18 protein-coding genes are annotated in these 19,521 nt (G+C 45.3%); 6 read left to right on the top strand and 12 right to left on the bottom strand.

Going from position 1 to position 19,521, the window contains the following annotated elements; genetic code table 11:
- Positions 1-402: 402 nt before the first annotated feature.
- From RMY32_RS30710 to cheB, 5 genes are all read left to right on the top strand, one after another.
- A complete protein-coding gene (locus RMY32_RS30710) occupies positions 403-1,809 on the top strand; it encodes a methyl-accepting chemotaxis protein (RefSeq protein ID WP_322712248.1) in 1,407 nt (468 codons plus the stop codon).
- Positions 1,810-1,830: 21 nt separating this feature from the next.
- The gene (locus RMY32_RS30705) at positions 1,831-3,411 is read left to right on the top strand and encodes a methyl-accepting chemotaxis protein (RefSeq protein WP_322712247.1); all 1,581 of its coding nucleotides are present in this window, start codon (positions 1,831-1,833) and stop codon (positions 3,409-3,411) included.
- A 32-nt stretch (positions 3,412-3,443) separates the two neighbouring features.
- A complete protein-coding gene (locus RMY32_RS30700; protein WP_322712246.1) occupies positions 3,444-3,824 on the top strand; it encodes a four helix bundle protein in 381 nt (126 codons plus the stop codon).
- The gene (locus RMY32_RS30695) at positions 3,821-6,145 is read left to right on the top strand and encodes a hybrid sensor histidine kinase/response regulator (protein ID WP_322712245.1); all 2,325 of its coding nucleotides are present in this window, start codon (positions 3,821-3,823) and stop codon (positions 6,143-6,145) included. The genes RMY32_RS30700 and RMY32_RS30695 overlap by 4 nt, the downstream gene beginning before the upstream one ends.
- Positions 6,146-6,322: 177 nt before the next feature.
- A complete protein-coding gene (gene cheB, locus RMY32_RS30690; protein WP_322712244.1) occupies positions 6,323-7,450 on the top strand; it encodes a chemotaxis-specific protein-glutamate methyltransferase CheB in 1,128 nt (375 codons plus the stop codon).
- A 162-nt stretch (positions 7,451-7,612) separates the two neighbouring features.
- Here the strand turns inward: cheB and RMY32_RS30685 are convergent, their stop codons facing one another.
- From RMY32_RS30685 to RMY32_RS30670, 4 genes are all read right to left on the bottom strand, one after another.
- Entirely contained in the window at positions 7,613-8,206 is a 594-nt protein-coding gene (locus tag RMY32_RS30685) for a Uma2 family endonuclease (protein ID WP_322712243.1), read from the bottom strand.
- The gene (locus tag RMY32_RS30680; RefSeq protein ID WP_322712242.1) at positions 8,145-8,306 is read right to left on the bottom strand and encodes a hypothetical protein; all 162 of its coding nucleotides are present in this window, start codon (positions 8,304-8,306) and stop codon (positions 8,145-8,147) included. The genes RMY32_RS30685 and RMY32_RS30680 overlap by 62 nt, the downstream gene beginning before the upstream one ends.
- A 114-nt stretch (positions 8,307-8,420) precedes the next feature.
- Complete coding sequence (locus tag RMY32_RS30675; RefSeq protein WP_322712241.1) at positions 8,421-8,804, bottom strand: response regulator; 384 nt, start codon at positions 8,802-8,804, stop codon at positions 8,421-8,423.
- Positions 8,805-8,901: 97 nt separating this feature from the next.
- Positions 8,902-10,929, bottom strand: coding sequence for a GAF domain-containing protein (locus tag RMY32_RS30670; RefSeq protein WP_322712240.1), 2,028 nt, complete (start codon positions 10,927-10,929; stop codon positions 8,902-8,904).
- A gap of 794 nt (positions 10,930-11,723) precedes the next feature.
- Here RMY32_RS30670 and RMY32_RS30665 point away from each other — a divergent pair.
- The gene (locus RMY32_RS30665) at positions 11,724-12,509 is read left to right on the top strand and encodes an alpha/beta hydrolase (protein ID WP_322712239.1); all 786 of its coding nucleotides are present in this window, start codon (positions 11,724-11,726) and stop codon (positions 12,507-12,509) included.
- Positions 12,510-12,724: 215 nt separating this feature from the next.
- Here the strand turns inward: RMY32_RS30665 and RMY32_RS30660 are convergent, their stop codons facing one another.
- From RMY32_RS30660 to RMY32_RS30625, 8 genes are all read right to left on the bottom strand, one after another.
- On the bottom strand, positions 12,725-12,874 hold the full coding sequence (locus RMY32_RS30660) for a hypothetical protein (RefSeq protein WP_322712238.1): 150 nt from the start codon (positions 12,872-12,874) through the stop codon (positions 12,725-12,727).
- Between the two features lie 61 nt (positions 12,875-12,935).
- Positions 12,936-15,554 (bottom strand): phosphoenolpyruvate synthase, encoded by a 2,619-nt coding sequence (gene ppsA, locus RMY32_RS30655; protein WP_322712237.1) that lies wholly within the window; start codon positions 15,552-15,554, stop codon positions 12,936-12,938.
- Positions 15,555-15,656: 102 nt separating this feature from the next.
- On the bottom strand, positions 15,657-16,229 hold the full coding sequence (locus RMY32_RS30650; RefSeq protein WP_322712236.1) for a dihydrofolate reductase family protein: 573 nt from the start codon (positions 16,227-16,229) through the stop codon (positions 15,657-15,659).
- A gap of 226 nt (positions 16,230-16,455) precedes the next feature.
- On the bottom strand, positions 16,456-16,599 hold the full coding sequence (locus tag RMY32_RS30645; protein WP_322712235.1) for a hypothetical protein: 144 nt from the start codon (positions 16,597-16,599) through the stop codon (positions 16,456-16,458).
- A 77-nt stretch (positions 16,600-16,676) separates the two neighbouring features.
- Positions 16,677-16,988 carry a VOC family protein gene (locus RMY32_RS30640; RefSeq protein ID WP_409884383.1) on the bottom strand — a complete coding sequence of 104 codons (312 nt, stop codon included), beginning with the start codon at positions 16,986-16,988 and terminating at the stop codon, positions 16,677-16,679.
- Complete coding sequence (locus RMY32_RS30635; RefSeq protein WP_322694685.1) at positions 16,966-17,463, bottom strand: SRPBCC domain-containing protein; 498 nt, start codon at positions 17,461-17,463, stop codon at positions 16,966-16,968. The genes RMY32_RS30640 and RMY32_RS30635 overlap by 23 nt, the downstream gene beginning before the upstream one ends.
- Positions 17,450-17,797, bottom strand: a complete 348-nt coding sequence (locus RMY32_RS30630; RefSeq protein WP_322694684.1) for a metalloregulator ArsR/SmtB family transcription factor — start codon at positions 17,795-17,797, stop codon at positions 17,450-17,452. The genes RMY32_RS30635 and RMY32_RS30630 overlap by 14 nt, the downstream gene beginning before the upstream one ends.
- A gap of 369 nt (positions 17,798-18,166) precedes the next feature.
- The gene (locus RMY32_RS30625) at positions 18,167-18,457 is read right to left on the bottom strand and encodes an HNH endonuclease (RefSeq protein ID WP_322712234.1); all 291 of its coding nucleotides are present in this window, start codon (positions 18,455-18,457) and stop codon (positions 18,167-18,169) included.
- Positions 18,458-19,521: the final 1,064 nt, after the last annotated feature.

Raw genomic sequence — 19,521 nt, 5'->3', positions numbered from 1 at the left:
AAAGATGCAGGTCGATGCAACAAAGGTGCAGGTCGATGTAACAAAGGTGCAGGTCGATGCAACAAAGATGCAGGTCAATGCAACAAAGGTGCAGGTCAATGCAACAAAGGTGCAGATTAAGAGATTTGTGTGTATACCGCAATACTGTTCGGTTAAGCATTTTTAACTTGAAATTGGGCTTTGGGAAAAGTTACTGGGTTTGGGTTAAAAGCTTTTATTTCCCCTTTTCCCTTTCCGCCTTCCCCTTCCCCCTGCTCCCTGCCCCCTTCCCCCTTAACCGAAAGGTATTGATGTATACCGTAGCTTGATGGGTCAATCTAAAATCTAAAATCTAAAATCCAAAATTGTGTAATAGCAATATTTGGAAATTCTCAAACTTATTCACTTACAGGAGATCGCAAGATGGAAAGCAAACGAAACTGGAGACTAAGATACTGGATTATTAGCGGGTATGCAGTTCCCGTGCTGGCATTGTTAATTTCTGCCGGAGCAACGATCGTCAATATCAACACGGTGAACCAACGGTCAGAAAATTTATTGTCTTCTTATGACATTAACTCAATACTCGACGATCTTTCTGTTAGCGTGCAAAGTAGTTCTAAGGCAAATCGAAGCTATTTGTTAGAAAAAAATCAGCAATCGTTTGAGAGCTACCAAAAGGCTCAAAAGGATTCCAAGGAATTTCTAGCAAAACTGATAACACTTGCCCGATCGCAAGAGGAACGACAATCTTTAACCAAACTAGAGGAACTGCTGAATAAACAGATTGCTTTTGACGATAACCTGATGGCAACAGTGGATCGGGGCAAAGTCAAAGAAGCCGTTGAAAGCTGGAGTCAAGGAAATTCCCGCAATCAAGGGCAGGATGTCGTAGACATGATTGGAGAAATGCAGCAGCGAGAAGATCAGACTTTTGCAATTGCCGCGAAAGAGCAGCAAGAGGCGCTCAATGCCCTCAAGTTCACGGTGATGTTAAGTAGTGGACTCTCCCTGGTGGTATCTGTTTTGATTGGCATCTGGGTCATTAGCCGCACTTCCCGCCAGATGAACGCCTCTGCCAGCACGATCGCAACTTCTACAACCGAAATTGCCACGACGATCGAGCAGCAAGAACGCGCCACCATCCAACAAGCCACTTCTGTCAACCAAACTACCACAACAATGGATGAATTGGCGGCTTCCTCGCGCCAGTCTGCCGAACAAGCAGAAGCCTCAGCCGCAGGGGCGCAGCAGGTGTTGTTGCTGGTAGATGGTCGCACTCAAGAGGGTCAGTTCAGCCAATCGAGTCTACGCGAGAAAGTAGGCGATATTGCTACCCAAATTCTTCATCTAAGCGAACAAACCAATCAAATCGGCACGATCTCCACCCTGGTAAGTGACTTAGCAAGTCAAACTAACATGCTAGCGCTCAACGCGGCAGTAGAAGCCGTGCGAGCCGGGGAACATGGCAAAGGCTTTGCGGTTGTTGCTGCCGAAATTCGCAAACTGGCAGACCAGAGTAAGCGATCGGCTGAAAAAATTAATCTACTGGTTTTAGACATTCAAAAATCGACCAATTCCACCGTTATGGTGACAGATGAAGGCACGAAAACCGTAGAAAAGATTGTGGATGCGATCAAAACGATCGCGCTAAATGGTCAACAAATTTCCCTTACTTCCAATCAACAGGCGATCGCGGTGCAACAGGTGGTAGAAGCCATGAACTCGCTGAATATTTCCGCTAGGGAAACCGCCTCTGGTATTAGTCAAATTAAAGTCGGCACCCAACGCCTGAATGATGCCGCCCAAGAACTAAAAGCCGTTGTCTAAAAATGTATTGGAGTTACAGTTATGTTAAAAAATATGTCTCTGCATGGACGATTGATGGGATCGTTTTTGCTGATGGGCGGTGTTGTTTTGGTCGTTGGGTTTTTTGGCTGGCGGGGTACTCATCAATTAAGCAGCCATATCGACACTCTCAGTAATAACAGTCTCCCCAGCATCGACGGATTGTGGAGAGTGAATGAAGGGCAGACCCAGATCCAGTCGGCAGAACGAGCGATTCTCAACCCCGAATTACCCGCAGCAGCCAAACAGTCTGAGTTAAATCGAATGCAGGCAGCCTGGAAGCAGATTGACGCAGGTCTTGAGGAATATGAAACCACGCCCCGCAGCCCCGACGAGGACAAACTCTATCAGACGTTTAAGCAACAGTGGCAGGCGTGGAGGCAGGATCATGCTGCCTATCTTCACGCTTACCAGGATTTTGCCCGGTTAGGTGTTGTAAACCCCATTGCCAGACAGCTGGAATTGACCAGCCAGAAGCGAGAAAATTCTCCAGAAATGAAGGTGGCGATCGCTGCTGCCGATCGACTGACAAAGCTCAGACAAAACGCTGTTGTCAAAAATGATGTTTCCTTGGCCGCTGCAACTAACTCATTGTTGCAACTGATCAAAATTAATCAGGATACTGCTGAAGATGCAAATAAAGCCGCCAGTGACGATACCCGCTTGACCACAGGTTGGGTGGTTACTGGTATTATTGCTGGCCCTCTGGGGGCTATCTTACTAGGATTTTTTCTGAGCAACAAAATTGCTAAACCGTTGACAGGCAAAATTGCTCAAATTGTTCAAACAATGGCTGCTTCTACCAATGAAATCGCCGCTGCGGTTGAGCAACAAGAACGAACTGCGACTCGGCAGGCAACTTCTGTCAATCAAACCACTATCACCATCGACGAATTGGGAGCCTCATCGCAGCAGTCAGCCGAACAAGCAGAATCGGCGGTAGCAGGCGCACGGCAGGCGTTGATCCTTGCAGGTAACGGTGCTGATGCTGTAAAACGTACCCTCAAGGGCATGGAAACCCTACAGCAGAAAGTCGCAGCCATTGCAGAGCATATCACACGCTTAAATGAACAAACCAAGCAGATTGGCAGTATCTCTGGTTTGGTAGGCGAGTTGGCAAGTCAGACTAATATGCTGGCGTTAAATGCGGCTGTAGAAGCAGTTCGCGCAGGAGAGCATGGTAAAGGTTTTGCCGTTGTCGCTGCGGAAATTCGCAAATTAGCAGACCAGAGCAAAAAATCAACCGAAAAGATTAGCACCTTGGTAGGGGACATTCAATCTGCCATCAGCATCACTGTCGTTGTCACCCATGAAGGCACTAAAACTGTAGAAGAAGGGACGCGAATTGCCCAGGAAACATCAGAATCCTTTGCAGGTGTAGAAGGTGCAGTGAATAACATTGTCATCAACAGTCAACAGATTTCACTCAATATCAACCAGCAAGCGATCGCCATTCAGCAAATTGTCTCTGCCATGAATGACCTGAATATTGCTGCGCGTGAAACTGCCAGTGGCATTAGCCAGATCCGCTCTGGTACTCAACAACTAAACGAGTCAGTGCAAGCACTCAAGGCAACCATTTAATGAAGAGGAAAAGGGGCAGGGAGCAGAGGGGAATGGAAAAAGAATCAATTAAAAGTCATAAAGGCTTGGAAGTATACAAAATGGCTGATAAAATTCGCCGTTCAGACGCTTTTAATGTCGCTAACGCTTCGCTATCTCGTTCTGTTTGTGCAAATCTTGCAGAAGCATGGATAAAGCGTCGTTATCAGACGGCTTTTGTCGCTAAATTGAATGATTCTGATTCAGTTGCGGCAGAAACCCAAACTTGGCTTAAATTCGCAGTTAAATGCGATTATCTCAACTTTGAAACAAGCAGAGAACTCTATGCTCTATGGAACTCACAACCGAGTTCTAGACATTCTAGTAACCATAATCAAAAATCCATCTCCCTGCCCCCTGCCCCCTGCCCCCTAACCCCTGAGATAACACCATGATGATCGATGATGAAGAACTGAGAGACGTTTTCAAAGTAGCCAGCGAAGAACACCTGCAAAACCTGGATGATGGATTACTGCATCTGGAAAACCATCCCGAAGATTTGGCTGTCCTAGAAGCCTTGATGCGAGAGGCGCATTCCCTCAAAGGCGATGCCAATATGCTGGGAGTCAAAGATGTAGGCACTCTGGCACATCAAATTGAGCATATTTTGACTCAACTCAAGCAACAAGAAAATCCTGCATCTTGGTTGGGCAATGCTACAACAGACTCACCCTATGAACGCCTCGCTCATGCGATCGCCGCTATCCGCAAACTCGTTCATGAAGCCGTCACCGGAGAACCTGCCAAGGTTGATACCTTTTCTGTTCTGGCAGAATTGATGGGAGCAAGGGGAGCAGGGGTAGATAAGGGGACAATGGGACAAGGGGATACGGAGAATGAAAAGATCCGCTCTGCATTTTCCACACTCAGCACTCCACACTCCACACTCAGCACTCTACACTCTACACTCCACACTCCACACTCCACACTCCACACTCAGCACTCAGCACTCAGCACTCAGCACTCTTCTAGCTACCGCATCGAAACCATCCGTGTTGGCACTCGCCACCTGGATACGTTGATGACGCAAGCAGGGGAGTTAACTGTCACCAAAATTCGGATTGCTCATCGGCTGGGAGAAATTGAGGCGATCGCTAATTTGTGGGAAGAATGGAATCGAGATTTATTCACTAATCGGTTTGCGTTCAGCCGAGAGCAACAAGGTGATGTCGCCCTGCAACGTCTAGAAACTTTTCATCATCACTCGGAAAAACGATTAGAGCAATTGGGCCATTTGGTGAAAACCTTGCAGAGTTCCCTTTCAGAAGACACAACCCGACTGGAACAACTAAGTAGCGATTTAGAAGAAGGTATTCGTACCCTGCGATTGCTGCCCTTTGCAACGATTTTCAACCTCTTTCCTCGCATGGTGCGCGATCTGGCGCAGCAGCAGGGAAAATTCGTGGAGTTGATCGCAGAAGGCAAAGACACCCTTGCCGACAAACGCCTGTTGGAAGAAATGAAAGATCCGCTAATGCACATTTTGCGGAATGCGATCGATCACGGGATTGAGCCACCACAGGAACGGGAACGGTTAGGAAAACCAACAACGGCAACAATTCGGCTCAAAGCTTACCAAACTCCCACTAACATTGTGCTGGAAATCAGTGATGATGGCCGGGGGCTTGACCTGGATAGAATCAAACAAATAGCGGTGAAACGGGGCATTTGCGGGGAGGAAGAATCGGCAGCAATGACTCCCAGCCAGATCCAGGCGTTGATTTTCGCACCGGGGTTTTCAACAGCTCCCCTGCTTACAGAAGTATCAGGACGGGGTGTGGGGCTGGATGTGGTGCAAACTAATGTCGAGAAATTGAAAGGTACGATTCAGGTAGAATCATTTCCCGGACAGGGATGTACGCTGCGCGTCAATCTCGGTATCACCTTGGCAACCGCCCATGTCTTGATTGTGCAAGTGAATCAAATGCCTTACGCCATCCCAGTGGAGTTTGTGCAAACCGCTTGCTTGATAAAATCAGAAGAGATTTTTCCCTTGGAGGGACGTGACACAATCATTCGGGATAGCCAACCGATTTCGATTGTGCAGTTGGCCGATCTATTAGAACTGCCCCCGATGCCATCTGGATTAACTCAAGAAACGGCACTTTCCTGTATTATTCTTCAGGTTGGGCAAGCACAACTGGGTGTAGTGGTAGATGCCTTAGTGGATGAGCAAGATGTATTGATTAAACCCCAAAGTCAGTTACTTAAACGAGTCCGCAATGTTTCTGGGGCAACAATTTTAGGCACTGGAGATGTGTGTATGGTGCTGAATCCCCAGGATTTGGTGAAGTCAGCCCGATCGCGATCGCAGTCCATTTCTTCTACCCAAACTCGTCAACTTGCACCCACAAAACCAACCGTCTTATTAGTGGAAGATTCTATTGCCACACGCACGCAAGAAAAGCGAATTTTAGAAACCGCAGGTTATCAAGTGATTACTGCTGTGGATGGTTTGGATGGATTGAACAAGCTGCGATCGCACACCGTTGATGCCGTTATTAGCGATGTGCAAATGCCCAATCTCGATGGCTTGGGGTTAACTGCCAAAATCCGCCAATATCAAGAATATAGCGAACTTCCAATTATCCTGGTTACTTCCCTTGCCAGCGATGAGGATAAACGTCGGGGTGCGGAAGCCGGAGCCAATGCCTACATTATCAAAGGCAGCTTCAATCAAGAAGCTTTGCTCTCAGCCCTCAAACGGTTAGTGTAGAGGTTTGCGGATGAATGAAGAAGAATTTTCTCGTATAGCCGTAGTCACATAGGTTAGGACATTTTGAAAACGTGAATGCTAGGAATTAGTAATAGTTTTACCTTCTGCCCCCTGCCCTCTGCCTCCGGCCCCCTGCCCCCTGCCTCCTGCTATAAAATCTCAACTTACTGTCAATTGATGAAAAACTCTGCCCCGATTCGCGTCTTTCTGGTGGAGGATTCGCTCGTCGCCTTAACCATCCTCAAGCGGATTCTGGCGAGTTCCCCGGAAGTGGATGTGGTGGGAACTGCTCCCAATGGCGTGGAAGCATTGGAGCGAATTCCAGCCGCACAGCCCCAGGTAATTTGCACCGATTTACACATGCCCAAAATGGATGGACTGGAACTCACCCGCCGGATTATGACTGACTATCCCCGTCCCATTCTGGTAATCAGCACCTCCGTCAACACTCAAGAAGATTCCTGCAATGTTTTTAAACTGCTGCAAGCGGGTGCTTTGGATGTTTTTCCCAAACCCAACATTGACTCGCTTTCAGACTACGAACAAGTCAAGCACGAATTAATCAACCGGATCAAAGTTCTGGCAGGGGTTACAGTCTTTACTCGCCACACTTCCCGTGCGACGGTAGAACCCAGAACGCATCCTCTTAGCCCTAAAAAAAAGCCAGAACCATTCAGCCCAAAACCTGTCAGTAACTCGCACTTCCCCATTCGTAATTCCCCGTTTTCCCTGCCCAAAGTCGTGGCGATCGGAGCCTCCACAGGCGGCCCCCAGGCATTGTACGCGATCCTAAAACAACTGCCTGCCAACTTTCCCGTACCCATTCTGTGCGTCCAACATATCAGCGAAGGATTTCTGCAAGGACTGGTAGATTGGCTAGCAGCAGAATGTTTCCTGCGGGTGACGATCGCCCAACCGGGAGAATTTCCCAAACCGGGTACTGTCTACTTCGCTCCCGAACGACAACACCTGCAACTCGATACTCAAGGGCGATTAACCACCGTCAGCACCCCTGCCGTTTCCGGGCATCGTCCCTCCGTCACAGCTTTGTTTCAAGCCGTTGCCACCTGCTACCCGCGATCGGCGGTTGGTATTTTGCTGACTGGCATGGGACGAGATGGTGCAGATGGATTACAAGCGATCGCCCAAGCCGGAGGCACTACCATTGCCCAAGATGAACAAACCTCAGTTGTCTTCGGGATGCCCAAAGAAGCGATCGCTTTGGGAGCCGCCCAACATATTTTGGCGATCGGCGAAATTGCTCCCATGCTATTGAATCGAATTTCCAGTTATCGGCCGGGTTAGGTGTAGCTATAGGGACTTCCAATTAAAAAAATAATCAATCACTGTGTAAGCAGGGGAGCAGGGAGCAGGGAGCAGGGGGGAGAAAGAAGAATATCATTTAAATAAATTGATTAATTTATTCTCTGGAAGTCCTATAACGTGCAACGCATTTTATCTAAAGTGCTAATTTTGTCCAAATGCCAGAATCTGAGCAGCACTCAACTTAAAACTAGGAACGATCGTCGATGCTAGGGGGGTATCACCCGTATAAATCGTGTCTTCATATTGCCCATTCACCCATAAGCACAGCGTCATTTGTTGCCTTTCCGGGTCAATAATCCAGTATTCCGCAATCCCTCGCGCCGCATATTCTGTGCGTTTGTAACGATAGTCTCGGTCGCGGTTGTCTTGTCCAGGTGAAACCACCTCAACCACCAAGATTGGCGGTGGCATATCTTGGGTAATTGTGTTGCTGCGTTGTCCTGCCAGCGTTGCGTATCCTTCTTCACTTAGTATGGTCAGATCGGGTAAGCGCACCTTTGCTCGTTTGCCACTCACCGCAATTTCCATATCTTTGAGGTTGATTAGCACAATCGAAATGTATTTTGCTAATTCCAACATCAGGAGTTTGGCAAGCTTGCAGTTTTCTGGGGATTCAGTCGGCACTTCTACTAACTCTCCATCTACAAGCTCATAGCGCGTGTCAGTACCATCGTCATAGGCAAGGTATTCCTCCATTGTCATCAACTTGGGGACGTTGGGTGCAGTTTGAGTCATGGGTAGAAATCTCCGCGATCGCCGCCGCAAGGCTGTCAGGATAGAAAACTGGCTGTGCCAATCTTAGCAAATCGTCATTCTGCACTAATGTTTTACCCACCGCACACTGTTAAGCTAAACCACATCTAATTTGCATATCTAAGATTTATATAACTGTTGTGGGGTGGGCAGCGTTCGACTGAGCGCTCAAGCCGAAGTCTGATGAACAAGCAGATCAAGAGCCAATAAATTTTCGTACAGCTTCGCGCAATTGTTCAGCATCAAAAGGTTTGATCAGATATTCTGTTGCACCCGCCAGATGACCCTTCACCCGATCAAAGGGGGAATCTTGAGAAGTCACCATAATCACGGGCAAATGCTGAAACTGGGGCAGGCTCCGCACCGTGCGGCAAAACTCCAACCCGTTTACGTCCGGCATCTGCACATCCAATAGCAAGACTGAAATCGGTTGATGATAAATGATCGACAAGGCATCAACCGCGTTAGCGGCTGTTATTACTTGATAGCCCGGTTCTAACGCTCGTTTAATCATTTGATGAATCACAGGGCTGTCATCAAGTGCGAGAACAATCGGTGAGCTTGTCGTACCATTTGACATACTTTACAAGTCGATGAGTCAATCATCGTTGGCGTTTAGCCTAGCATTCCCAAAGAAAGACTTGAACAATTGATATTTTGATAATTTTATACATACTTCAAGTACTTTTAACCAGAGGCTCAACCGGAATTTGAATCAAGAACTCGCTGCCTTTCCCCTGTTCTGATGAACATTTCAAAATGCCGCCATGTTTTTCAACCACAATTTGATAGCTGATGGACAGTCCTAGACCGGTTCCCTTGCCGATGGGTTTGGTGGTGAAAAATGGATTGAACAGTTTTTGCTGGGTTGTTTCTGTCATCCCAGAACCGTTATCTCGAATCCGAATCAGTACACTATCTGCGTGGGAGAATTGGGATAGATCGGAACTACCCAATTTTTCTTTACTAATGAGTTCTGTTTGAATGGTAACGATCGGATTAGGCGTTTCATCTAAGGCATCGATCGCGTTACCCAAAAGATTCATAAATACTTGATTCAACTGCCCCGCATAACAATCAACAGGCGGTAAATTTTCGTATGCTTTAATCACCTGAATCTCAAACTTGGCACTAGTTAATTTCAACCGACTCTTCAAAATTAACAACGTGTTGTCAATCCCTTCATGGATATCCACAGGTTTCATCTCGGCTTCATCCAAGCGCGAGAAGTTGCGCAGAGATAGGACAATTTGCCGAATTCGTTCTCCACCCATTTGCATCGACGACAATAGATTAGGCAAATCTTGCATCAAGAAATCAAGATCGATGGATTCTATCTTTTCCTGAATAGCATCAGTTCCATTGGGATAGGTTGCTTGATAAAGATGCAATAGTTCCAGTAAATCCCGAACATAGTTGGTTGCATAAGCAATATTACCATTAATAAAGTTGACCGGGTTGTTGATTTCGTGGGCAACTCCGGCCACCAATTGTCCCAGGCTAGACATCTTCTCTTGCTGTACCAGTTGCATTTGGGTTTGCTGTAACTGGCTCAGGGCGTTTCCTAGATAGGTGGCTTGAGTTTGAGCGGCAAAGGCGGTTGCTCGTGTTTGGGCAAGCAGTTCTGCCTGATCGAGAGCGATCGCTACTTGATCGGTGACAGCTTTGAGTAACCGGACTTCGCTATCAGTCCATTGGCGCGAACCGCGACAGTGATGGCAAATAATAGCACCCAATTGACCAGAATGGGTTCTCAGTGGCAGCAACAGCACCGAGGTTACTGCCAGTTGATGCAGCAGGACGCGATCCTCCGGGGTGAGTGCCTCTGAGGTAGTAGAAACATCCTCAATCCTTAACATATCTAGATTTAAGATAGTTTCTGCCAGAACGGAGCCTGGGCCAAGGGAAAGTTCCCCCAACGCCATCTGAATCTCTGGGTTAGTCGCTTCGTGAGTCACCATAAAGTTGAACCGATCTTTGTTGGGCAGACACCACACAAAGTCACAGCGATCGACTTGCAACAGAGTATGAATCTCATTCACTGCCGTTTGTAAAATCGTGTCCAGATCCAGAGAATTACGGATTTGATTTGCCAGATTAAACAGAATTGAATCTTGTTGACCAACCAATTCCTGGGTAATCAATTGCTGTTTTAATTGTTTGATTTCCGGGATCGTTTGACGCAACTTCGTGGTGTTGCGCTTTAGCTCCAATTGCGCTACCACTTGGTGGCTGAGTATCTGCAATCCTTTCCGTTGTTTCTGATTCAGATCGCGCGGTTCAATGTCCATGACGCAGAGTGTACCCAAGGCACAACCGCCAGTTATTACTAGGGGCACTCCGGCATAAAATCGGATATTGGGAGCATTGATAACGAAGGGATTGGTGGCAAAGCGGGGATCGGCCAGGGTATCTGGAATCACAAAGATATCTGACTGGCGAATGGTATAGTTACAAAACGCGATGTCTCGGCGAATTTCTGTTAATGTGATTCCCACCTTAGACTTAACCAACTGGCGATCGGCTCCGATAAAACTCACCAGTGCCATTGGAGTTTCGCACAGATCGGCTGCCAGTGCTGTTAAGTCATCTAATGCTCGATTGGGTACAGCATCCAAACCCTGAAACTGATATACTGCTTTGAGCCGTGTCAGTTCGTTGGTGCAGGGGAGCATGGAATCAACTAATAATTCAGGGATTTTCATAGTTTTATAATTGAGGTGCGATCGCTAATTTGACAGCGAAACGGTATATTTGCGATCGCTACTCTAAGTTTTTCTGAAGCTTTAGATTTCATAAACTCTTATTTTCTAGCAATATTTTAAATCAAATTATGAATGCGAGTTCAAGTATAACGCCGTTTACTTAGATGCTGTTAATGGCAATTTACAACGTTTATCGGATAAATACGGGGCTAACTTATTGCACTGTTATCATATGCCAAGCTTGCCGCCAGATAAGGTACTTCCAACTAAAAAAATATCCTATCGCTGTGTAGGCAGCAAAGCCGGGAGCAGGGGGCAGGGAGAAAAAGAAAATAAATATATATTATCTGAATAAATTGGATAATTTATTTTCTGGAAGTCTCTAACTTGAAAATGGAAGCGATGTTCAGCCATTTGCGTCGCCATCAACGGCGAATCAGTGACCGCAAGTCAACTGCCGCATTGCGCTATTTTGGTCAATAGACCTCTTGGCAAAAGTGCTTTTTGCACTCTTGGGGAAAAGGGTGCATGTTAAAGGGGAAGGGGAAGGAAACAATACAGAACCTTTTCCCTTTCATCCTGCACCTTATCCCCTTCTTGGAACCCGACCTTCCCCTTTTCTCGGACTTTTGCCAAGAAATCCAATATCAATGTGAGCGGAGGATGTAATTTCTGTAAAAAATGACTAATTACAAATAAGATGTTTGTAAAAAGTTTCGTCAAACCTGTGGGCTTGTTACTGTTACATAACAGTAGAAGTAATTTATCAGGTTATAGTGAGTGAGGTTGTTGTTTTGAAATCCCAATTAACTAATCATCAGGTCGAATTACAGGATTGCACTATTTTTTATCAGCAAAGTAAGTCGGAGTCGAGTTCAATCCCGATTCTCTTTTTACACGGATGGGGAATCTCTACCCAGCCTTATCAAGAAGTGCTGACACTACTAGCACAGCACCACAGCATAATTGCTCCTGACTTGCCTAGTTTTGCAAGATCGAGTCACTCTGGGCTAATTTTTGATTACGTTAGCTACAGCAAACTTCTCCTCTCGTTCTTGGAAGTTTTAGAGTTACAACATTTTCATCTAGTTGGACAATCATTTGGCGGAGGTATTGCTATTACTTTAGCTGCAAGCGTTCCAGAAAAAGTTACCAGTGTAATTCTGGTAGATAGTACAGGAATTCCCACGCTATCAATACCGAAGATAATTCTGCGAAGGGGGATCGAAATGACGGTTCAACTGTTTTTACCAAGACTGAGGTTGAAATTAGTTGATATTCCTTTAGTTTTCTATTATAACCTGTTATTTAATACAGGAAATGTTCTTCAAGGATTGCTAATTTCTTTGTACGAAGACATCAGCTATTTACTACCAAAAATCCTAGCTCCTTGTTTATTATTATGGTCAGAGAAAGACCTAACTACGCCATTAAGTAACGCTCAAGAAATGGCGGCGAAGATACCCAACAGTAAGTTAATGACTGTAGAAGAAGGTTGTCACGAATGGGGACTTTGGTATCCTGAAAAATTCACCTCACTCATACTGGATTTTATTTGTCAAAAAATTGAGAAATATTAATATAGCTAGTACCGCCAGACCCAAATCACTCATTCAAAAAGCTTATTGTATAGGCTTATCAATAGACCTTTTCGCATTTGTGTTTTTTGCACTCTTGTGGGAAAAGGGACTCATCTTTATTGGGTAAAGGGAAAATACCAAACCTTTCCCCCTTTCCCCTTTCTCTTTTCCCGACAAATGCCAAGAAGTCTAATGATTTAAAATGGTCTATTTATTTACACTTCTCTTCCACAGCCGTCAAATACGGTCGCTTCACCTCCCCCAGATGCTTCATCACAACGTGCGGCTTCTTCCAAGTTCTCGTTTTCCCGCAATTTATTAATGCGATCGCATATCTCCTGCATCTGCTGACATTCCGATTCCAATGCGTAAGTTCTGAGAAAAATTAATCCTCAATATTTAAAATCCAATTTTGAAATTTTGGCTTTAATATAGAATTTCTACATACCCTTGTGTTCCATTAACCCGAATTCTCTGTCCGTCATCGATCAGCTTAGTAGCATTATCCACTCCGACAACTGCACTTATACCATATTCACGTGCGATAACTGCTCCATGTGTCATCAATCCACCAACTTCGGTGACTAGGCCTTTTATCGATACAAACAATGGTGTCCAACTAGGGTCAGTAAAGGAGGTGACTAATATATCTCCATCTTCTAGATCCGCATCTTCCATGTTTAAGATGACACGCGCTCGTCCCTCTATAACTCCGGAAGAAACAGGTAGACCTACAATAGCTTCGACAGGGAGATTTTCTCGTTTGTACCGACCTGCAATGATTTCACCATCAGACGTAATAACACGTGGGGGAGTTAGCTTTTCATATAATTTGTACTCGTCTTTTCGTTTGCTGATAATCTGGTAATCCAGTTTATTTATGCGTACAACTGAGCGAAGTTCTTCAAAAGTGAGATAGTATATATCTTCTTTTTCATTAATAACGCCCGCTTGTACGAGTTGTTCGGCTTCTTTGAGTAAAGCTTTCTTATAAACGAAGTAGCGGTTAACTATGCCGTATTTTGGATATTCGCGATAACCGATGAAATTACGAATTAGGTTGATCGTTCGTTTTGTCTGTTCGGCCTTTTGTTCACCATCCGGTAATTGCTGCAATCGATTTAATAACTCTTGTTCTTTTTTCAAAGCCTCCTGTCGCCCTTGCTCAAATTTGCGATCGCCCGCACCAGGCTCAAAGTTTTTGATATTACTGAGAATTATGGGGACAAGCGTCATTGGTTTTTCACTCCAACGAGGTCTTGTAATATCGATTTCCCCAACACATCGCATTCCGTATTTGTTTAGATAAGCATAGATAGCGTCCCTAGCTGACTGTCCACCCTCAAACTTAATCAGTTCATCCAAAAAGCTATCATCTTTTACACGTTGTAAATAATCAATTACTTCAGGATAAGGACGAATAACATCTGCGACATCCAATAGTTCCAGACCCATTTCGGAAGTAATATTGTTGGGTACAGATTGAGAAAGCGTGTCTGCTACGTTTTTTTCACCTAACCACTCCTGCATTTTTTCATTGAGCCATGATGAAGCATTCATAGCAGTCATGATCGCACCAAAACTTTGTGGATCGGATAAACTCTTCTTTAATCGCTGGATATCTTCCAGGATAAAATCAATCAGATCCGATCCTGATTTCGTCTGGATGTTCTGTTTTAAATCTTCTATCGATGTTTGACTACGCCCAATCAAATCGGGAACGATCGCCGGATCGTATTCGGTCAGCGTTTGAAAATCCAAAGACGATGCCCCCTTATTGCTGTTACCGGAACTTTGTTCTTGCTTGTCATCTGGTAACAATTTTATGAAATCTCCCCGATCTAGTATGGTCATAAGTGCGTCCCTTATAAGCGGATCGGATTTTCCCAAAACATCTACCAGAATTGTTCTTTTCACAGGCGAAGCCAAATCATGGGTGACATCAACAAACAACCTTCCACCAGCTTGATACATGGGGCGAGCAGCTGTTAACTGGAATAAAGACAATCCCAATGGTTTGATGGGGTCAGTCATCATTTGTTGATGACCGACAGATACATAAACGTGATTTTGGCGATCGTTTGCTTCAGGAATGGGATATAAAGTCGTGATGGGGCGACTCTGGACAATATAAAATGTCTCATCAACCAAACACCATTCGATGTCCTGGGGGCAGCCGAAATGTTCTTCAATCTTCCTACCGATCTGCTCAAGCTGCAAAATCTGCTCGTCTGTCAGCGCTTGCCTATTCTGCCATTCAGCCTCAATCTCCTGTTCTTTCGTACCGCCATCTTTTAAGGCGTAAATAGCCAGTTTCTTGGTGGAAATCTTCTTATTGATCGCCTTGCCGTTGCACACTTTATAGATATCAGCATTCACCAGACCGCTGACCAAGGCTTCACCAAGTCCGAAGCTGGCATCAATGGATAACACTTTCCTGTTAGAAGTGACGGGATCGGCAGTAAACAAAATTCCTGCCACCTGCGGGAAGACCATCTTCTGAACAACCACAGACAGGTGGACTTGACGGTGGTCGAAGCCGTTTTGGAAGCGGTAAATTACTGCTCTCTCAGTAAATAGCGATGCCCAGCACTTGCTGATATGCTGATAGATTGCCTCCTTTCCAATAATGTTCAAATATGTATCTTGCTGGCCTGCAAAGGAGGCTGTCGGTAAATCCTCAGCAGTTGCGCTGGAGCGTATTGCATAGGCATTTTTTTCTCCAAGCCTGGAGAGAAGGCGGGCGATCTCTTCATTAATGTCTTCAGGAATGGTTATCCCTTCGATGAAAGAGCGAATCTCACCGCTAAGTTCGCCGATTTTATCCCTGTCTTCCACCAATAGATGCGATAACTGAGCGAGTAATTCGTTAATCGACGGCGTTTTCCCAATGATTCTTTTAAAAGCTTCAGTAGAAATACAAAAGCCATCTGGTACGGAGATTCCTTCAATTTTGGTAAGTTCCCCCAGGTTCGCGCCTTTACCCCCAACAACCTTGAGTTTTGTTTTGTCAATATCTTGAAAACCAAGCACAAATGAACTCATCAGTTTCCCTCCTTTGGCAATTCATCCTACGGTTGCAATCAGCGGCAGCAAACAGCTTTGCATCACAACCAGGATGTTCAACAGTCCGCTGCATTGCAATTGTTAGGCGGCTCCACTCACACCGCCTTTGTGTACTTCATAGCGCAACTCAGCCATGCCAGCACCCATATGATGAACAGACACTAGGCGCAGAACTGGGCTTAGTACTCTGCGAGGGAATAGCGGCTTACCCTTGCCAAGGGTGGCCGAGCCAACCTGGACGATCAGCTCATCGAGTAAACCAGCGTCGTAGAACTGACCAGCCAAATCTCCGCCTCCAACTATCCAGATGTTTTTGGTGCCAGCAGCAGCTCGCATTTGAGTGTAAGCGTGGCGTACATCTCCATTGACGAATCGGATGTTCGCACCTTCGATTATTGTCAGCTTGCGACTAGAGAATATCCAGGCTGGCTGAGTGTATGGCCACGCAAAGCCAGTTTCAGTGGCAACCTTTTGGGCGTTGCGTATCATCCACTCGTAAGTTGCCGATCCCATTGCCAACGCACCCACGTCTGAAATGAACTCCGAATAGCTGGAGTCATTCAAATCGCCAAGCGGAAACAGCCAATCTAGTGAGTCATTCTCAGTCGCAATGAAGCCATCAAGACTTGTCGCTGTAAAGTACTGAGTTTTCATTGTTGTATGCACCTAAGTATGACTTCAAGCGCCTAACGGTGTCCATCACCCGCCGCAGATCGCCTTTGCATCATAACCGATCGACTCCCGGTGGTCGGTGTGCCTGGGCGAATGGCACGCTTGTAAAGCTCGAAAGCTTGTGTAGCCTCGTTCCCAGCCTGGAGGCTCTTAACCAGTTAGGGCAAGGGCTGTGTCTTAAGTTAGTACCATTCGTGCATGGGCGTTGTTATGCGGCGATCGCCTGCCTTAAATCACGATACATAATGACAAGTCGATCGCGATAATGGCAATTGCCCATGACTATTGGCTCTGCCGAACATTTGTAGCGGATAGTTCCACATAAACAACCACCTGTAAAAGGTACTTTCATCCTAGTGGTTCGCCAAGGAAATTTGGCTCTTTTAAGGGCAAGGGGGAAAGGGACTCATATGTTTACTCCTTTAACCTTTAACATGAACTTCTTTTCCCAGCCCTCACAAGCGCATTTTTGGGTTGGCAGACCACTAGTTCTTCTGTGTTTTCCGTAACCCACTGGACGAGTTGAATGACGACACCATTCGGATCTGTCACCTGAAAGAATCTCTCTCCCCAAGGCTCAGTCTTGATCGCAGTTGTAATGGGTACACCTTCTGATTGGATTCGCATGTATTCTCGATCGATGTCATCGACCACAAAGACAATAAGCAGACCGTCCGCTCGATGTCCATACAAGCACCTCATCCCTAGCAAGAGAGACTCAAGCTTTCGCCAAAAACTCATCTAGGCAGTCAAAAGTCGAGTTCCACCCTTCGATCGCACCCATCTGTTCATGCTTACGCCGATCCTCAATAGACTCATGCATAATCTGGAGTGTGAGTTTGGTATTGCCATCTAAATCCTCGAAAATGGCTGTTACAACCATTCCCTTTGGTAAATCGGCATTTACGACTTTTTCAAAGCCTTCATCAAATTCATCACTGGTAACAATCCTCTCAAAGGGTACGATTTCGCGAAAAACACCTTTGGCGGGGTACTCCCTGCCGTCTGGGCCAGTCATCACGTAGCGCCATTTCCCACCGGGACGCAGATCCATCTCAATCACACGGGTTGTAAAACCTTTGGGTCCCCACCACTGCGCTATGTGTTTCGGATCGGTCCATGCTTGAAACACAAGGGAGCGCGGCGCTTTCAAGACGCGGACGATCGCGATCTCACGTTGAGATTGAGCATCAGTGTCATCCTCAATGTTGCTCATTTTGTTTCTCCTGAGTTTGTAATTCGTGCAGGTAATCATCAAGCCGATCGAGCCTCTGTTCCCACAATTGACGATATTGCTCAATCCAATCCGCCGCGTCCCTGAGCGGCTGTGCTTTAATCTGGCAGGGTCGCCATTGAGCTTCGCGACTTTGCGAGATCAGTCCAGCACGTTCTAGCACCTTTATATGCTTTGAAATTGCAGGAAGACTCATCTTAAAAGGCTTCGCTAACTCACTCACCGATGCCTCACCCTTAGCAAGGTGAGCCAGAATTGCACGCCGTGTAGGATCGGCTAGGGCAGCAAAGGTAAGGCTCAGTTGTTCGTTAGACATTTTTATTTAACCTAATGGTTAATTAACTACTAGGTTAAATGTACTATTGAATCATGTCAAGCCCCCACTTAAGGGAAATCAAAGAAATAAAATGCCCATTTGGGCAATATATACGTTGTGCTGCGTAACACCTAGTTGTAGTGACCTACAATTAGCAGACTGAAAACTTTTGCACACAGGTAATACCCGCAGGCTCTAGTTGATGTTGTGGTAGTGGAGGTTGAAAGTTAGTCATAGTAATGTTTACAATAACTGATATTACCCTTGCTTACTACTCTTCATAAAGCGCTAGCGCATCTATATTAGGGTACAAGTCGTGAGATGGCATATCCGCCTAGCCATCGCGCTTACGCCATCCCACCTTACTTTTTAGCGATGGACTGATACCCGCTTACCTGGGTCTTGCTTTCTTACCCAAACCAAGAATTTCTGCATTTGCGGCTCATTTTTGAGCTTGTCTAGTGTGTTGAGTTCAAAGGCCAGCAGCTTATTATCGAATAAAGCATGAATCTGTCGATGGCAGGCAGAACAGATATTTGCTGTTGGGCCTGGGTCTTGTTTTTTGCGTTTGGTATTTTGTCGTGGAACCAAGTGATGGACAGTCAAAGATTCCATCTCTCTTTGGCAGAGTTCGCATTGCTGTTGTTGATTGTTAGACACCTGTGAGATTAACTGACTATTTTACTAAAACTCTATCTAATAGGATAGCTATCACTAAACACATTTTGCACGCAATTGCGTGAGTGTTTGTTCTGCTTTAGGTAACGTTAAAGGCTTAGTTTTTTAAGCAAAAAAATCGGTGGTATGCGATCGCTCTGTTTCCTCTAAGAAAAAGTTGCCAATCTCTCCTTACTTGGTGCCGGATTCCTGTGAACCTATCTCCCGGACTTTGAATTCTTCCAGCGATCGCTCTCTTAGCTTTCGTTCAGTTGCAATAGAAAGCCCCCAAACAGTAGGGGGCTAATAAGTCAGAAGATAATATCAAACCTAATAGTTGCAATGCTAAAGCTTACCTAGTTTGCAAATACCCTTCAAAAGTTTGAATCTAATTTAAAGAAAGATTGTGATAATTAACTCAAACTAACGCCCACACCCAGGGCAAACGTATTTAAATATTTCATCTAATTCTACCAAAGCTTTAATTAACAGGAAGTTTTAATGGGCTGCTGCATTAGTTGCCTTAACTTTTTTGCAGAACAATAGAGATAGCCCAGTAAGTAACAGTGCAAACCCAATCAGATAGAAGCAATCGTTGTAAGCGATTCTAAGTCATATACTGTAGATAGAAGCAATCGTTGTAAGCGATTCTAAGTCATATACTGTGCGTTATTTAAATAACCCGAAAATATTGCTGCTTTCTAGCACCTGGAAGTTTAATGCAATCAATAATTTTTAGAAAATTGATTTATTTTGATTTGAAAACAATAGACATTTGTTAATCTCACCTTGACTATTTAGTGTAGGTGCAGACAGTAGATCGAAGTATTCAGTCTTTAGGGTGATTTTTAATCTTTTTACTCAAAGTTTAGAGCATGGTGTTTGCCCCGTTCAGAAGCGATTATGAATGCTATCATTAACCTGCATTAATACCAATTTAATGTGAAGTTACACATATCTAGATCCCCCTAAATCCCCCTTAAAAAGGGGGACTTTGATATGTTTTTCTGGTTCCCCCCTTTATAAGGGGGGCTAGGGGGGATCGAATTCTATGCAGCTTTATAAAA

The organism is Nostoc sp. ChiSLP03a, from assembly GCF_034531215.2.
Taxonomy (GTDB): Bacteria; Cyanobacteriota; Cyanobacteriia; order Cyanobacteriales; family Nostocaceae; genus Nostoc.
Note: the sequence above shows the minus strand (reverse complement) of the source record. Positions and strands in the feature narration are given on the sequence as shown.

What these genes read in the sequence shown, in the direction of transcription:
- RMY32_RS30710 (WP_322712248.1), top strand. Translation starts at nt 403, where the DNA reads ATGGAAAGCAAACGAAACTGGAGACTAAGATACTGGATTATTAGCGGG.
- RMY32_RS30705 (WP_322712247.1), top strand. Translation starts at nt 1,831, where the DNA reads ATGTTAAAAAATATGTCTCTGCATGGACGATTGATGGGATCGTTTTTG.
- RMY32_RS30700 (WP_322712246.1), top strand. Translation starts at nt 3,444, where the DNA reads ATGGAAAAAGAATCAATTAAAAGTCATAAAGGCTTGGAAGTATACAAA.
- RMY32_RS30695 (WP_322712245.1), top strand. Translation starts at nt 3,821, where the DNA reads ATGATGATCGATGATGAAGAACTGAGAGACGTTTTCAAAGTAGCCAGC.
- cheB (WP_322712244.1), top strand. Translation starts at nt 6,323, where the DNA reads ATGAAAAACTCTGCCCCGATTCGCGTCTTTCTGGTGGAGGATTCGCTC.
- RMY32_RS30685 (WP_322712243.1), bottom strand. Translation starts at nt 8,206, where the DNA reads ATGACTCAAACTGCACCCAACGTCCCCAAGTTGATGACAATGGAGGAA.
- RMY32_RS30675 (WP_322712241.1), bottom strand. Translation starts at nt 8,804, where the DNA reads ATGTCAAATGGTACGACAAGCTCACCGATTGTTCTCGCACTTGATGAC.
- RMY32_RS30670 (WP_322712240.1), bottom strand. Translation starts at nt 10,929, where the DNA reads ATGAAAATCCCTGAATTATTAGTTGATTCCATGCTCCCCTGCACCAAC.
- ppsA (WP_322712237.1), bottom strand. Translation starts at nt 15,554, where the DNA reads ATGAGTTCATTTGTGCTTGGTTTTCAAGATATTGACAAAACAAAACTC.
- RMY32_RS30650 (WP_322712236.1), bottom strand. Translation starts at nt 16,229, where the DNA reads ATGAAAACTCAGTACTTTACAGCGACAAGTCTTGATGGCTTCATTGCG.
- RMY32_RS30645 (WP_322712235.1), bottom strand. Translation starts at nt 16,599, where the DNA reads ATGAAAGTACCTTTTACAGGTGGTTGTTTATGTGGAACTATCCGCTAC.
- RMY32_RS30640 (WP_409884383.1), bottom strand. Translation starts at nt 16,988, where the DNA reads ATGAGTTTTTGGCGAAAGCTTGAGTCTCTCTTGCTAGGGATGAGGTGC.
- RMY32_RS30635 (WP_322694685.1), bottom strand. Translation starts at nt 17,463, where the DNA reads ATGAGCAACATTGAGGATGACACTGATGCTCAATCTCAACGTGAGATC.
- RMY32_RS30630 (WP_322694684.1), bottom strand. Translation starts at nt 17,797, where the DNA reads ATGTCTAACGAACAACTGAGCCTTACCTTTGCTGCCCTAGCCGATCCT.